Below are 14,672 nucleotides of genomic sequence, written 5' to 3' on the forward strand. Positions count from 1 at the left end.
CATATTCCTTCTATTTTATACGAAAGTTGTTAAGAAGAAATAAATAGTTTATGAAGTTCGAATAATTACATTAGGAAGATCCACAATTTAATGACAATTGATTACATGCTATGACACGTTCTTCGAAATCATCTGGAACCTGTATTGGAGATTAAGATTCATTTGAGTCCACAATAATATAACCCTCTCCAGGCTGCTGTTCTATAAACCCTGCCATATGACGCGTTTGAAACGAAATGGGTTTGTCGCAACCGACCAAAATACGATTTTGGACGTCATCGGTTGTTTCAGCTGGCAATGCAAATGAGCGTGTATAAGCGAAGTGTTCCTGTAACGTGGTATGAATTGCATTCACCAGTCTGTCATTGCCTGCACGCCCAAATACATTCAGCAATACGATACCACTGGAATGCAATTTGTCTTTTAGCATCATGAAAAAAGAGCTTGAAGTAAACTGTGCAGGAGTACCCGTAGCCGTAAAAGCATCCACAATAATATAATGATATGCGCCAGAGGCTTCCTGCTCCAATAGTTCACGACCATCGCCAACCAGCACATGATCTCCACGATATCCAAAGAAAGTTCTGCTGAGCTCAACGACTTCCGCATCGAGTTCGGCGACTTTTACTTGACGGTCAGACAGGTGGGTGGATAAGGTTCCAATGCCGTGGCCCACCACAAAAACCGATTCATAATCGGGATTATTTCGTTCCATCAGGTGCACCATCGCTCTTGGATACTCCAGTACCATTCGGGATGGATCGTCCAGATCCATTGCTCCCTGAACTGCTGCATTGGAGAACTCCAGCACACGAAACCGGCCCTTTTCCCCATAAAGTTTGGAAGTATCATATATCGTCAACTCATGCTGTTCACTCTTATTTCGGTATAAAACTCGCACTGACTGTTCTCCCTTCGTACTATTACGCATCTGTTTCTATATTATACGGGAAGATCGTATTGTGCCCTAGACCAGAATGATATAAAAACTACAAAAAACCGACTCCGCTAGAACGGAAACGGTTTTTCCATGACTATTTAGGACTGAATCGCCTCATGCAGAGCCTGGACATACTCCACCCCCAGATTGGAAAGCGAAGCATTTTTGTGGCTGATCCAACCGACATTAATGGTCTCTTCACACTCCAGCGGGACGGGGATGATCTCATTCCCATTCAGGTCGGCACTAAGCACACCTGTCGAGATCGTGTATCCGTTCAAACCGATCAGCAGATTAAACAGCGTGGCCCGGTCGTTAACCTGTATGCTTTTGGGATGAGAAAGCGTGCTTAGGATCTCCTCTGAAAAATGGAAGGAGTTATATTCCCCCTGGTCAAAGGACAGGTAGGGATAATCCTGAAGCTGTTCAATCGCAACCGACTCCTGCTTCGCGAGCGGATTTTGCACACTGATAAAGATATGCGGCTTGGCAACAAAGAGACTGTTGAACACCAGTCCCGCATCCTTGAGCAGCTTGTTAATAACCTTGGAATTGAATTCATTCAGATATAGAATGCCAATCTCGCTGCGCAGGCTTTTTACATCCTGGATAATCTCATACGTTTTCGTCTCCCGCAGAGCCAGCTCATATTCATCCTGTCCATACTGCTGCACCAGCTTCACGAAGGCATTCACTGCAAACGCATAGTGCTGTGTGGAGACGGAAAAATGCTGCGGAGACGGCTTCGCGTTCAAATAACGATTCTCCAGCAATTCCGCCTGCTCCACCACCTGGCGTGCATAACTTAGAAATTCCACGCCTTCTTTGGACAGGGTTATCCCTTTATTCGTGCGTTCAAAAATGGTAATCCGCAGCTCCTGCTCCAGATCCCGAATGGCATTCGACAGGCTGGGCTGGGAAATAAACAGCCGCTTGGCGGCTTCATTCATCGAGCCGCGCGTGGCGACTTCAATCACATATTTTAGCTGTTGCAGCGTCAATGCATTATTCCCCTCTCTCTGGTGCGTTACTTGATCATACTATACCATATTGCAGCCTAGACGAGCTCTCTTTCAGGGTACCGCCATGAGCCCACTGCAATATCAAAAACAGATTCGATTGCAGGAGTCCAGGCGAATGCTGCTTGCAGGTTCAACCGATGCAGCCGATGCTGCATTCCAGATTGGTTACGAGAGTCCTTCCCAATTCAGTCGGGAGTACGCCCGCAGGTATGGCCTTCCTCCCAAAAGCGATATCAAACGCCTTCGCCATAAACTCCATGGTTCTCCCCTGTAATCGGGCACTCATCCGGAAACATGCTACGCTTCTCCATCTTCTCATCGATAAAATCGACGATCTGCTGCAAGGATGCAATCTGCGCTTCAATCTTCTTTCGATGATTTAACAACATTTCACGCTCATTCGGGAAATCTTCCAGGTCCGAATCCATCGACATCTGTAGATAAGGCTTCATCTCCTCCAGAGACATACCTGTTTTTTTCAAACAAGTAATAAGCTTCATCGTCTGGATATCCTCCGGACGGTATACCCGATGGCGGTTGGCCTTGCGTTCAGCCCGTGGAAGAAGTCCAATCTTCTCATAATAACGAATGGTATCTTCCGATAGCCCGGCCTGTTCTGACGTCTCTTTAATGGAGAACAATTCAGTATCATTCATCATCGTTGACCTCCTCCGCCTTCATTGATCTCTATCTTACAACTTGGAGTCAGCTCCAAGTCAAGGTTGTTACGAGTTCAGAGATGCCGCAACCAAAAAATTAAAATATAATCCATAGTACGCTTGACTTGGAGTCGACTCCAAATTATAGAATGAGCGCATTAGACAGATTGGCTCTGTCATCCCATACACTCAGGAGGTTTTTATATGAATTCAAACCATACAATTCGTACAGCCTTAATTACAGGTTCAACTTCGGGAATCGGTCTTGAACTGACCCGCACCTTGTTAGCCGAAGGCTGGCAGGTAATCGGCCTTAACCGTTCCGCTTTTCCGAAGGAAGACAGCGATATTCAGGACGGATTGCGCTCCGGCCAGCTGCGTTGGTTTCAAGCTAATCTCACTCAGTACGATAGTCTGAGAAAAGCACTGAATCAGATTAAATCCGAAACGGATACCATCGATGTATTGTTTAATAATGCCGGAGGCAGCGGTTACGATCTTCGTTTGTCCGATCAGGGGCATGAAATGCACTTTGAATTACAGACCGTGGTGCCGTACATTATTTATATGGAACTACAGGATCTTCTTCACAAAAGCACCTTGAAAACCGTTATTAATACATCCACCAGTGCGTTCAATATGGTCAAGCAGTTTAATCTGGACATTCTGGAACATCCAGCCGAGTTCAAAAAGCTCTTCGGTCCTTATGCCACCTCGAAGCTCGCACTATCTTTATGGACACGTGAAGCGGCTTCTATCCCTTCTGCTAAAGGAATTCGGTTACTCAGCGTGGATCCCGGAGGCAACAATACGCTCAGAGGTAATAAAACATCCGGCCTGCCCTTTTATATCAAACCCATCATGAAGCTGTTCTTCCCACATCCAAGTCACGGAGCTTCTCTGCTTTATAACGCTGCCCTTACGCAAAACGCAGTTAAATCCGGTACGTTCCTGATGAAAAATAAACCTGCCGAAATTCGTTTTACCGAGCAGGGATCAGCCATTCTAAACAGAGTACATGAAATCTATAAGCATGAATTTTTGCAGCTTGACTCCAAGACCGATCCAGTAAGCAAAAAAAGTGTCTGAGCTTTCTTCTGTACTTGGATATAAATTCCCCGTCCCTCATAATTGCCAGGCTCTGGTTCATAATCTTTCACTATACCAACATCTGTCATGGGATGAAGTGATGAACTGGAGGAATCCGCATATGAAAAATGAAAACAACAACACTGGCAAGCCATTAATTATACCGCAGCCAATACGAAAAGACGGTGCCGGAGGACCCGATCTGGGACCTCGGGATGTGATGAGAGATTTACAAAATCCGGATATGCTGGTGCCTCCGATAACCGACAACGGTTTATTACCCAACCTGAGAATGTCTTTTTCCGATACACATATGCAGTTAAACCATGGAGGTTGGTCCCGCGAAATTACGGTACGCGATCTGCCCATCGCTACAACACTGGCTGGTGTGAATATGAGTCTTACACCTGGAGGCGTAAGGGAGTTGCACTGGCATCAGCAATCGGAATGGGCGTATATGATCTGGGGCACAGCACGGATCACGTCCGTGGATCAGCAAGGTCGTAATTTTATTGCAGATGTTGGACCGGGAGATCTGTGGTTTTTCCCAAAAGGTCTGCCTCATTCCATTCAGGGCCTAGAGGATGGGTGTGAGTTTTTGCTTGTATTTGATGACGGGTCCTTCTCTGATCTGAACACTTTATCCATCTCGGATTGGTTTGCGCATACACCACCAGAAGTGTTATCCGTCAATTTTGGCGTACCTGAATCCGCATTCCACTCCATGCCAACAGAACAGGTTTACATTTTTCAGGATCAGGTCCCTGGTTCCCTCGCAAGCCAAGAAGTGCAGTCCCCCTATGGCACCGTTCCGCTCTCCTTCAAACACCGGCTGTTAGCCCAGAAACCGATCATTACACCAGGAGGCAGTGTGCGCATTGTGGACTCTACCAATTTCCCGATCTCTACAACGGTTGCCGCAGCACTCGTCGAAATCAAGCCTGGAGGCATTCGCGAGCTTCACTGGCATCCCAATGCGGATGAATGGCAATACTATTTGACTGGGCAAGGAAGAATGACGGTATTTGGAGGAAATGGTGTCGCGCGCACTTTTGATTATCGGGCTGGAGATGTTGGATACGTACCTGTAGCCATGGGGCATTATATTCAGAATACGGGCACCGATACGTTATGGTTTTTGGAGATGTTTAGAAGTGATCGCTTTGAGGATATCTCCCTGAATCAATGGATGGCATTAACCCCGGAAGAGCTGGTGCGTGACAACCTGAACGCATCCCCCGAACTGCTTCATGCACTGCGTAAAGAAAAATGGCCTGTTGTTTAATAGGAATACATCTAGGAGGAATATGAAGATGAAAGCTGTTACGTTTCAAGGAACCAAGGATATTCAAGTCAAAGAGGTGGAAGATCCTCGATTGCAGCAAAAGGATGACATCATCGTGCGTATTACTTCTACAGCCATATGTGGGTCAGATCTTCATATATATCAGGGAGCTCCTCTGCCTTTTTTTGCTTTTGCTTTTGCCCGCTTTAACGAATTAATTAATGATGGCAATACCTTATTTTCCTTTTACCGCCTGAATATATACACTTTCACCTTTGAAGCTATCGAGCCTGCCAGACTGCGTCACTTCAAAATTGAAATATTTCTTAATCACAGATGGCGCGCTCAGCATGTTTGCTTGAAGCTCTCTGCTCTTCGTCTCCGGAAGTCCGGCCCTGTTGCACCAATCTTCAAATATAAAGTGTTTCTCAAAGGAAACCATCGTTTCCACTCGAAATCCGGCAAGCTCCAGCATCCGAATCCATTCCGTCTTACGCCACGCCCGAACATGACTTCCATCACGCCACTTCTCGATTTCATTGTAAAATTGGTCGTTTTCATCACGTTCAGGTGCCACATTATCAATCAATAACAGTCTGCCACCAGGTTTCATTACTCGAAGCGCCTCTGATACAAAGGAAGGTACGTCTGGAAAATGGTGTGCAGCAATGCGACAGGTCACCAGGTCAAAGAAATCAGCCTCGAAAGGGATGTGTTCAGCATCCCCAGCTACAAAATCCACATTCTGATGCCCATTCCCCCGGATAAAGCGTTCAGCCACTTGTAACATCTCATCCGTTAAATCCAATGCAATAACCCGCTCAACAAGCGGAGCTAATGCATTAGCAACATGTCCTCCTCCAGTGGCAATATCCAGCACCTTCATGTCAGGACTCGCTTGAGCTGAAGCCACAAGCAAAGCCAGATCATCACCCTTGGCATGACCGGCACTAGTCACATATTTCTCTGCATTTTCAGCAAATTGTTTGCGCACCTGTCCTTTAATCTGATCATTAGACATGCTGTATCCTCCTTTTAGTTTCAATAGATGAAACTAAGTTTCATTAAACGATATTTTTTTATTTTATCACATCATAACTTGCAGTGAAATAAAAAAGCATCTCCCCAGTGAATTTCACGGAGAAGATGCCATGTTATTTTAAATAAAGCTATGAGATAAAGATTGTTATAACTTTTAAGGAAACCTTACCCTTTGACTTATTTCACAATGGTCGGCGATTTCTTCCACAGTCCGAGGATCAGACCGGAGATTACTGCACCGATTGCTACAGCAAGCAGGAAGAGTAAAGCGTGATTCGCCAGTGCGGCAACGAAGATTCCGCCATGCGGAGCTGGTACGTTAATGCTCCACAGTTGAGTCAGTCCACCTGCAACAGCAGAACCGAGAATACAGGATGTCAGAACACGCAGCGGGTCAGCCGCAGCAAATGGAATGGCACCCTCTGTGATGAAGGATAATCCGAGCACGTAATTCGTTAAACCTGATTTGCGTTCTTGCTCCGTAAATTTGGATTTGAAGAACGTTGTAGCGAGTGCAATCGCCAGCGGCGGTACCATACCGCCTGCCATAACAGCTGCCATCCAGGCACCATCCGTATTACCGCTGGATGTAAATACACCGATAGCAAACGTATAAGCCGCTTTGTTAAACGGTCCGCCCATATCAATGGACATCATGCCGCCAAGCAACAAGCCCAGCAATACAGCATTACCAGTACCCAGATTGCCAAGTGCATCTACAAGCCATGTGTTAAGGGAACCAAAGATTGGATCGAAGACATAAAAACTTATTGCACCAACGATAAGCAATCCGAATACAGGATACAGCAGGATCGGTTTCAAACCGTCAATTGCTTTAGGCAGTCCTTTAAACAGCTTGCGCAGACCAATTACAACGTAACCTGCCAGGAAACCGGCAGCCAGACCACCAAGAAAACCGGCGTTTGAATTCACGGCCATCAAACCACCGACCATACCAGGCATCAGGGCCGGCCGATCACCAATACTCATCGCAATAAATCCGGCCAGGACAGGAATCAGGAAGTGGAACGCACCAGTCCCGCCACCAATGGTTTGCAGCAGTTGAACAATCGGATTGTCCGGACTTGCAATTTGTTCAAACAAGAAGGATATGGCGAGCAAAATACCGCCACCCACGACAAATGGGAGCATATGCGAGATCCCGTTCATCAAATCTTTATAAATCTTGCTGCCCACGCTCACTTTGCCTTGGCTTTCACCGTCACTCTTGCCACCGTTACCACCCTGGCTTCGGTAGATCGGAGCGTCCCCGTTAACGGCCTTGCGAATCAGTTCTTCGGATTTGCGAATACCATCACTCACGGGTCTTTGCAATACCGGTTTGCCATCAAAGCGGGCCATTTCCACATTTTTATCTGCCGCAATGATAACCCCTTTGGCACGAGCGATTTCATCAGCTGTCAGTACGTTCTGTGCTCCTTCGGAGCCGTTCGTCTCCACTCGGATATTAACGCCCATCTCCTGTGCTTTCTTCTTGAGAGCGTCTTCAGCCATGAACGTGTGAGCAATACCTGTTGGGCAAGCGGTTACTGCAACAACAAAATCTTCGGATGCCGTATTGCCAACAATAAGGCCTGAAGCGTTCTGCTTCTGAACATTTGCATTGCCCGAGCCAGATACAGCGTTTGTTCCATTTGCAGCACTTGCTGCTTTTTCCGCTTCGGCTTTTTCTTTGGCAGCTTTTTTCTCCGCTTCCTCCGCCTGTTTGGCGTCAAATAATGCAGCCACTTCTTCAGGAGTGTCCGTGCTCATCAGCTGCGAGATGAAATCGCTATCAATCAACAACCTGGAAAGAGCAGCAAGCGTACGAAGATGTGTATTGGCTGCCCCTTCTGGAGCTGCAATCATAAAGAATATATGGGCCGGTTCATCATCAAGCGCTTCAAAATCAAGTCCTTTTCGACTCTTGGCGAATACAACTGTTGGTTCATTAACTGCTGTTGTTTTGGCATGAGGCATGGCAATACCGCCACCAATTCCCGTGCTGGATTCAGCTTCGCGTTTATAAATCATTTCCTTAAACAGAACTGGGTCATTAATACGTCCGCTACGGTTTAAACTTGCAATGAGCTCATCAATAGCCTCTTCTTTCGTCGTGGCTTGCAGGTCCATGATCATCGTTTCCTGGATCATCAGGTCTGTTATTCTCATTTTGGTACACTCCCTTAAATTCAGTCGGCCTGTGTGATGCAGACCGACTTATAATTGTACTTTTTGCGCTGTTATCTGCGATTCACCGAATCCCCTCTTCTGTAAAGAGGCATACATTCCATTCATTTGGTATCGACTATATTTTGGTTATGGTGACTTGAGTACGAAGCTCTTCAATGAGTTCCCGAGTCGCCAGGTCATCCGAGAAAGCCGTTGCACTTCCCGAAGCAACCCCCGTTCGGAACGCTTCGAGCAGGTCTTCGTTTAATCCAAATGTCCCTACGAATCCACCGATCATGGAGTCTCCAGCACCAACGGAGTTCTTCACGACACCTTTTGGCACGTTCGCGTGGTAGACGTCTGTCTTGGTAATCAACAGCGCACCTTCTCCTGCCATGGAAATCAACACATGTTTAGCGCCTGCTTCCAATAGCTTGTGACCATAGGTCACCAGTTCCTCTTGAGTGTTGATGGTTACTCCGAAAAGATCAGCCAGTTCGTGATGGTTCGGCTTAACCAGCAGCGGTTCATGTACCAAAGCATCCATTAAAGCGGGTCCTGTCGTGTCGATTACAAATTCCGCATTGGTTTGCTTGCACACGTTGATCAAACGATCGTAGAAATCAGCTCCCAACGAAGGGGGTACACTTCCCGAAAGAATGACGATATCTCCTTTTTGCAATGTGGACAGCTTGTTAAGCAACCCTGCTGCTTCCTCTGGACGAATGGCTGGTCCCAGTCCGTTAATCTCTGTCTCTTCTCCATGCTTCAACTTGATGTTAATTCGGGTATCATCTGCGATGGTAACGAAGTCCGTCAGGATCTTGTCTTCCTGCAATTTGTCATTAATGAAACGGCCCGTGAATCCTCCCAGAAATCCGAGTGCTGTGTTTTTGGCTCCCAATTGATTAAGCACTCGCGATACGTTAATACCTTTGCCTCCAGGAAGTTTCAAGTCCCGATTCATGCGATTCAAATCACCAAGCTTCAGATCATCTACTTCCACGATGTAATCAATGGAAGGATTAAGTGTTACGGTATATATCATGGCTATCCCTCAATTATTTTAGTTTTCTGGGCGATGACAGAGCGCCAGTGTTCCGGCATACGTTCTGTGATCAAGTCTGCCTCCTCAAGATCAAACAGTTTGGCAAAAGTAATTTCCCCAATTTTGCTGGAATCAGCCAGCACGTAAGATTTCCCGGACAATTGATGTGCACGTCTTTTTATCAAGGCTTCCTCCGGATCGGGAGTTGTATACCCCATTTCGGCGTCCACTCCGTTGGTTCCAATAAAACATTTATCAAAACGGAAGTTGTCCATGTTCTGTAATGCGATACTGCCAATCACGGCTTTGGTGTGAATTTTCATCATTCCGCCAAGCAGATAGCTGCGTATTCGTTTACTTACCAACGCTTCTACATGAGAAAGTCCGTTCGTCACTACCGTAACGTCCTTGGCTTCAATGTAGGGAATCATGGCTAATGTCGTCGTCCCCGCATCCAGATAGATACATTCACCATTGTTGATTTCCTGTGCAGCTAAACGAGCAATTGCCGTTTTCTGTTGGATGTTTTTGAACGTTTTTTCTTCCATACCTGGTTCTGGCGTCTTTTCATTCATTAGAGCAGCACCACCATGTATGCGTTTCAGCATCTGACGGCTCTCCAGATCAATCAAATCGCGCCGTATCGTTGACTCAGAAGCACCCAACACATCAACAAGCTCTTGCAGCTTCACAATACCTCTTTCGTGTAAGCGCTCTATAATTGCAGCATATCGTTCTTCAGTTAGCATTTTCATTCCTCCAACTGCTTTTATAGTATCATAAAATCCGTAAAAAACAATCACTTTCATTCAAATTAATTTAAAAACATTCAAAAACCATCAAAATTCGACATTTTATAGACATAAAACATCGTATCCAACCCTAAATATCGTTCAAAATCGTTCAAACCTTATTTCTTGTTCAGATTGTCCATGTCCTCTTTCATCTTCCATGCATTTGATAATATCGAACGAATGATTTCGTCTCTATTTTCACATGGGAGGTGGCCATATGGCGAATAATCGAAACAAACGCCGAAAACCCTGTATTCCTCATACAGGCAAAACGAATTCTGCATTACGCTTTGGGTGGATTTCCTCCAACTGGAGTGGTTATGCAAGAGCCGGTGTGAAAGCTGAATTCAGACGTATCTCGGCTGAATGGAACGTGCCCTTTGTTTTACCATCGTCCAAGTCCTCTTACTCCTCAGCATGGATCGGAATCGATGGATATGAGAATTCCAATCTCATTCAGACTGGAACAGGCCATGATTGGGTTAACGGTCAAGCCAGTTATTATGCCTGGTGGGAAATTCTGCCGGACGTTGAAACAGTCATCCCTTTTCCTGTATCACCAGGAGATCGGATGAGAGCGGCCATTTACAGAATCAATCGAACTCGCTGGTGTATCACGCTTCATAATCTGACCCAAAATTGGACTTTCCGCACCGTTCAGCAATATACAGGCCAGCAATCATCCGCGGAATGGATTGTAGAAGCTCCATCTGTGGGAAACTCCATCTCCCGGATGGCAAAAATCACACCTGTCACCTTCAAGTGTTGTCGCATTAACGGTCGCTCCCCCTGCTTCTTCACCAAAGAGAAAGGCATCATGATTCAGCATAAACAGGTTGTTTCCATTCCAGGAGCACCGGGACCACGCGGAGACTCTTTTGTCGTAAAACGAAACGACTGAACCTTCTTCGTAGACAGATTGGTAATGAAAAAAAACTGCAATGTGCCTATTCGGCGTACCATTGCAGAATGGATATTCGGTCATTATGAATTGACGCGAGTTTCTTTTTTATTTATAGGAATAACTCAGCCCTGTCTGGCTTGGGTTTCACCCAATTGCCTTCTTCATTAATAAATGCTCCCTTGAAACGCCCCATCTCCAATTTCTCTATTAGCTTCATCTCATCCAGCACCAGAATTTCGGACAACTGCTGCAAACTATAAAAATCGCTTGGATCGTAATCCAGCAGGATCGGAACAGCCATGTCGTACAGTTCTTTAATTAGATTCTCCAATGAATGACGGCCGAGGTTGTCCATGGTTTGGAAATACTTCAGATCATGAGACACCAGATTGCGGAACGATTTATCTTTCAAGTTCATCCACAGCGTATTACACGCCTGAACACTCATATAGTTCTGCTCTACATCATAATATTGGATCTCTTCAATCTTCATATACTTTTCCTGAAAAGCTACAATTTTGATCAAGGGTTCATTTCGTTTGCGTGACGCTTTCTTCAAATGGGTTCTGAACCCCTCATAATCCATGATTCTCACAATAATCTATCGCCTGCCTTAACGCTGTATAATTCGATATTTTACAGCATTATATAAGCACCCGTAAATGTAACTTTAGAAAAAGGAAAACCGTACAGCATCTTACCCCGCTGTACGGTGATTTTGAATACTCAGATTCCAACTTCACTCTTCACCCAACTCGCAGTAAATTCCTGCTCGTTATACTTAAAAAATTGCTCCAAGATCTGTTCACGGTCATCCAAGAAAAGCTGGTCGGCTACAGCTGAAACCAATTTCGGCACAGCATTTTTTGTCCCCGATATTGCTGAGGCGGACAGGCCGCAACTTGCAAGAGCAGAGTAGTTAAAGACAAACAACCCACGCAGCTTATCCTGCCCCTCCTCATCTCTGCTGGTCATTGCAAACCCAGGACTAAGGTAGGGATGAGCGTCAAGCAGTGCATTCCTTTGTTCCGTCGGAGCTTGAAAACGGTCTGCCCAGCGTGCAATGTGTGCCTCCACCATTCTGAGCTCGGGACGCAGTGACGGATCACTCACCATCCCCGTACTTATGACCAGAAAATCAAAGGAGTGCTGGCCCTGTCGCGTAGTCACTACCGCTTTTCCATCCTTCATCTGTAAATCCAGCCAAGGCGCATGAAGATGTAATTGGAAGCCTGGCCATGCTGCAGCCCGGTTGAAGGTGTCATTCGTCGGCGGCTGATTATATTTGAAAAAATGGGAAATAGTCGCATACTTATCCTCGTCTGACAATACATGAAAGCGTTCGATCATACCGGATTGTTCCATCTGACGAATAGGGTTAACGCTCGGCAATTGTTCCCTTCGTACAAATACGTGAGCCTCAGCCACGCCTGTGGCTAGTGCAAAGTTGGCATTATCAAAGGCAGACGCCCCGCCGCCAAGTATGGCGATCCTTTTTCCTTGTAACCGCTCAAAATCAATCAGATCCGACGTATGTGCATACAAATGTCTAGGTACTTTCTCAGCGATCATTGGTGGTACATGCCACTCCCCGCCGCCCTGGATGCCCGTAGCCAAGACAACCTTTCGTGCCAGCAACATATTACTTGGAGCCCCTACACCTGTAATGTGCAGCCGGTGTATGCCTCCATCTGCAGGTTCAATCAGTCTCAGTTTCACTTCATTCATTACAGGCAGATTAAGAACTTGCCTGTACCAGCGCAGATAGTTCATCCATTCGCTGCGCGGAATTTTATCAACCTCATCCCATCCGGAGGGACCTGCTTGCGCCTCCCACCATGCTCGAAACGTAAGCGAAGGAATACCGAGATCAATGGAAGTCAGATGTTTTGGTGTACGTAACGTGACCATACGCGCATAAGTTTCCCAAGGTCCCTCCAACCCAGCGGCATTTTCATCAATGACCAGAATGTTGGATATCCGCTCACGCAGAAATCCAAAAGCAGCACCCAAGCCGCTCTGCCCACCACCTACGATAATGACATCATAGATATGGCCTTCGTCATGTTCCCGCGGGCGAATCCAATCCGCACCTCCATATGCGAGATAAGCCAGATCATCTTGTACTCGTTGGTTTAATGTTTCAAGGCTCATCATTCCTCAACCCTTTCAACGTCCACTCGTATACTTCTACGAACCGCTCGTTTAATGTGATGTTGATGTAATAATTTGTTCCGTTGAGATATTTTGCAAGTTCAAATTCAATCAAATTTCTTTACCATATAGATAAGGACGACGATATCGTCTTAATTCCTTACATCATTTTCATTAGGATTAGCGTTATTATATGAGTTGGAATCCATTTTTTGAAGTTCACGGCAACTTTCTTGTCACCATACCTAAAAATAACTAACATACTTGTTAACCATAACGAAACCAAATCTAAGGAATTTGTCCTGTATGTAAAAAAGACAGATCAGGTTGGATATAACGGTTGATCCAACCCGGATCTGTTTTCATGTTTGTTTATTTTAAATGGGTGAATATTGGATAAATTGTTGCCTCATGTCAATTCATGTACTGACCATACAATACCGTTCGTTGTCCCAATCCCCAGGTTCAGAGTAATGGTTAATCCATTCGCTGCGTAATACAACCCGATCACATCGCCAGCGTTCAACGCCACCTCCGCAGCTAGCGTTACAGCTCCACTACCAAGAATTGCCCGCAACGTGAGTAGCGTCACACTGATATTCAGGATTGGCAATAGTCCATTGACCAAAGTAGTGGTAGTGGGGGATGTTCTTTGCACCAGAAACGCTGGATTGACCCCAGCACCCAATGAAATGGCGATCGCGGCAGTTGTAGAAAAATTGATTGTTGCCACAATCGAGTAGGTCCCCGTATTGGGCACCGTGTAATTGCCTGTAGTTGCATTAAAATTTGCATTGCCATAGTAAGGACTTGCTGTACTCCAGTTGGTTAACTGTGTACTGGTTGCTGTTGATAGGTTAGCCAAAAATGCAGAGAACCCTTGTGCAGCTAGATTGGGCCCTGATGCACCTGTAGCTCCGGTGGCCCCCGTGGATCCAGTCGCACCTGTTACACCCGTTGAGCCCGTTGCACCTGTAGCTCCGGTTGTTCCCGTTCCTGTGGCGCCTGTCGCACCAGTTACACCCGTTGAACCCGTCGCACCGGTGGCTCCTGTGGTTCCCGTTCCCGTTGCTCCTGTCACACCGGTTACACCCGTTGAGCCCGTCGCACCTGTAGCTCCTGTTGTTCCCGTTCCGGTGGCGCCGGTCACACCGTTTACACCCGTTGGACCCGTCGCGCCTGTAGCTCCGGTTGTTCCCGTTCCGGTGGCGCCTGTCGCGCCTGTTACACCCGTAAATCCTGTTGCGCCAGTGGCTCCTGTGGTTCCCGTTCCGGTGGCGCCTGTCGCGCCTGTTACACCCGTTGGACCCGTTGCACCTGTAGCACCTGTCGTTCCTGTTCCGGTTACACCTGTCGCACCAGTTACTCCAGTAAGACCCGTTGCTCCAGTGGCTCCTGTTGTTCCTGTTCCAGTTGCCCCTGTCACACCAGTTACTCCAGTAAGACCCGTTGCTCCGGTAGCTCCAGTGGTTCCGGTTGTTCCGGTTGTTCCGGTTGCTCCGGTAGCTCCAGTTGTTCCTGTTGTTCCTGTATCACCAGTTACCCCAGTTGAGCCCGTCGCACC

At 46.5% G+C, this 14,672-nt stretch carries 12 protein-coding genes and 3 pseudogenes; 5 read left to right on the forward strand and 10 right to left on the reverse strand.

What is annotated here, in order from left to right; all coding sequences use genetic code 11:
- Nucleotides 1-151: 151 nt before the first annotated feature.
- Together BMW94_RS20795 and BMW94_RS20800 are read right to left on the reverse strand one after the other, a co-directional pair.
- Complete coding sequence (locus BMW94_RS20795) at nt 152-901, reverse strand: spermidine synthase (RefSeq protein WP_254790316.1); 750 nt, start codon at nt 899-901, stop codon at nt 152-154.
- A gap of 137 nt (nt 902-1,038) precedes the next feature.
- Nucleotides 1,039-1,941, reverse strand: a complete 903-nt coding sequence (locus tag BMW94_RS20800) for a LysR family transcriptional regulator (protein ID WP_053783582.1) — start codon at nt 1,939-1,941, stop codon at nt 1,039-1,041.
- 79 nt (nt 1,942-2,020) lie between these two features.
- Here BMW94_RS20800 and BMW94_RS20805 point away from each other — a divergent pair.
- Nucleotides 2,021-2,236, forward strand: a pseudogene (locus BMW94_RS20805) (helix-turn-helix domain-containing protein); the annotation flags it as partial.
- On the opposite strand, the gene BMW94_RS20810 reads toward BMW94_RS20805, so the two are convergent.
- Nucleotides 2,196-2,621 (reverse strand): MerR family transcriptional regulator, encoded by a 426-nt coding sequence (locus tag BMW94_RS20810; protein WP_091000838.1) that lies wholly within the window; start codon nt 2,619-2,621, stop codon nt 2,196-2,198. The pseudogene BMW94_RS20805 and the gene BMW94_RS20810 overlap by 41 nt on opposite strands.
- Nucleotides 2,622-2,825: 204 nt before the next feature.
- Between BMW94_RS20810 and BMW94_RS20815 the strand changes: the two genes are divergently transcribed.
- From BMW94_RS20815 to BMW94_RS20825, 3 genes and pseudogenes are all read left to right on the forward strand, one after another.
- Nucleotides 2,826-3,710 carry an SDR family NAD(P)-dependent oxidoreductase gene (locus BMW94_RS20815; RefSeq protein ID WP_091000839.1) on the forward strand — a complete coding sequence of 295 codons (885 nt, stop codon included), beginning with the start codon at nt 2,826-2,828 and terminating at the stop codon, nt 3,708-3,710.
- Between the two features lie 121 nt (nt 3,711-3,831).
- A complete protein-coding gene (locus BMW94_RS20820) occupies nt 3,832-4,995 on the forward strand; it encodes an oxalate decarboxylase family bicupin (protein ID WP_091000840.1) in 1,164 nt (387 codons plus the stop codon).
- Nucleotides 4,996-5,023: 28 nt separating this feature from the next.
- Nucleotides 5,024-5,167 (forward strand): annotated as a pseudogene (locus BMW94_RS20825) (alcohol dehydrogenase catalytic domain-containing protein); the annotation flags it as partial.
- 63 nt (nt 5,168-5,230) lie between these two features.
- On the opposite strand, the gene BMW94_RS20830 reads toward BMW94_RS20825, so the two are convergent.
- From BMW94_RS20830 to BMW94_RS20845, 4 genes are all read right to left on the reverse strand, one after another.
- The gene (locus BMW94_RS20830; protein ID WP_091000841.1) at nt 5,231-6,016 is read right to left on the reverse strand and encodes a class I SAM-dependent methyltransferase; all 786 of its coding nucleotides are present in this window, start codon (nt 6,014-6,016) and stop codon (nt 5,231-5,233) included.
- 197 nt (nt 6,017-6,213) lie between these two features.
- Nucleotides 6,214-8,208 (reverse strand): PTS fructose transporter subunit IIABC, encoded by a 1,995-nt coding sequence (locus tag BMW94_RS20835; protein ID WP_091000842.1) that lies wholly within the window; start codon nt 8,206-8,208, stop codon nt 6,214-6,216.
- Nucleotides 8,209-8,344: 136 nt separating this feature from the next.
- Nucleotides 8,345-9,256, reverse strand: a complete 912-nt coding sequence (gene pfkB / locus BMW94_RS20840) for a 1-phosphofructokinase (protein ID WP_091000843.1) — start codon at nt 9,254-9,256, stop codon at nt 8,345-8,347.
- A gap of 2 nt (nt 9,257-9,258) precedes the next feature.
- Nucleotides 9,259-10,005 (reverse strand): DeoR/GlpR family DNA-binding transcription regulator, encoded by a 747-nt coding sequence (locus tag BMW94_RS20845; protein WP_091000844.1) that lies wholly within the window; start codon nt 10,003-10,005, stop codon nt 9,259-9,261.
- A gap of 262 nt (nt 10,006-10,267) precedes the next feature.
- On the opposite strand from BMW94_RS20845, the gene BMW94_RS20850 reads away from it, so the two are divergent.
- The gene (locus BMW94_RS20850; protein ID WP_091000845.1) at nt 10,268-10,951 is read left to right on the forward strand and encodes a G1 family glutamic endopeptidase; all 684 of its coding nucleotides are present in this window, start codon (nt 10,268-10,270) and stop codon (nt 10,949-10,951) included.
- Between the two features lie 112 nt (nt 10,952-11,063).
- Here BMW94_RS20850 and BMW94_RS20855 read toward each other — a convergent pair whose 3' ends face one another.
- The 3 genes and pseudogenes from BMW94_RS20855 to BMW94_RS20865 form a co-directional block, all read right to left on the reverse strand.
- Nucleotides 11,064-11,513, reverse strand: a complete 450-nt coding sequence (locus BMW94_RS20855) for a hypothetical protein (RefSeq protein ID WP_175480782.1) — start codon at nt 11,511-11,513, stop codon at nt 11,064-11,066.
- A gap of 167 nt (nt 11,514-11,680) precedes the next feature.
- Nucleotides 11,681-13,108: an NAD(P)-binding domain-containing protein gene (locus BMW94_RS20860; RefSeq protein ID WP_091000847.1), complete on the reverse strand. Its 1,428-nt coding sequence runs from the start codon at nt 13,106-13,108 to the stop codon at nt 11,681-11,683.
- A 409-nt stretch (nt 13,109-13,517) separates the two neighbouring features.
- Nucleotides 13,518-14,672: pseudogene (locus tag BMW94_RS20865) on the reverse strand (collagen-like protein); the annotation flags it as partial.

The sequence above is a fragment of the Paenibacillus sp. OK003 genome, assembly GCF_900109515.1.
Classification (GTDB): domain Bacteria; phylum Bacillota; class Bacilli; order Paenibacillales; family Paenibacillaceae; genus Paenibacillus; species Paenibacillus marchantiae.

Excerpts from the sequence above, each read along its gene's own strand:
- pfkB (WP_091000843.1), bottom strand. The coding sequence starts at position 9,256 with ATGATATATACCGTAACACTTAATCCTTCCATTGATTACATCGTGGAA.
- BMW94_RS20810 (WP_091000838.1), bottom strand. The coding sequence starts at position 2,621 with ATGATGAATGATACTGAATTGTTCTCCATTAAAGAGACGTCAGAACAG.
- BMW94_RS20835 (WP_091000842.1), bottom strand. The coding sequence starts at position 8,208 with ATGAGAATAACAGACCTGATGATCCAGGAAACGATGATCATGGACCTG.
- BMW94_RS20820 (WP_091000840.1), top strand. The coding sequence starts at position 3,832 with ATGAAAAATGAAAACAACAACACTGGCAAGCCATTAATTATACCGCAG.
- BMW94_RS20860 (WP_091000847.1), bottom strand. The coding sequence starts at position 13,108 with ATGAGCCTTGAAACATTAAACCAACGAGTACAAGATGATCTGGCTTAT.
- BMW94_RS20850 (WP_091000845.1), top strand. The coding sequence starts at position 10,268 with ATGGCGAATAATCGAAACAAACGCCGAAAACCCTGTATTCCTCATACA.
- BMW94_RS20830 (WP_091000841.1), bottom strand. The coding sequence starts at position 6,016 with ATGTCTAATGATCAGATTAAAGGACAGGTGCGCAAACAATTTGCTGAA.
- BMW94_RS20845 (WP_091000844.1), bottom strand. The coding sequence starts at position 10,005 with ATGCTAACTGAAGAACGATATGCTGCAATTATAGAGCGCTTACACGAA.
- BMW94_RS20815 (WP_091000839.1), top strand. The coding sequence starts at position 2,826 with ATGAATTCAAACCATACAATTCGTACAGCCTTAATTACAGGTTCAACT.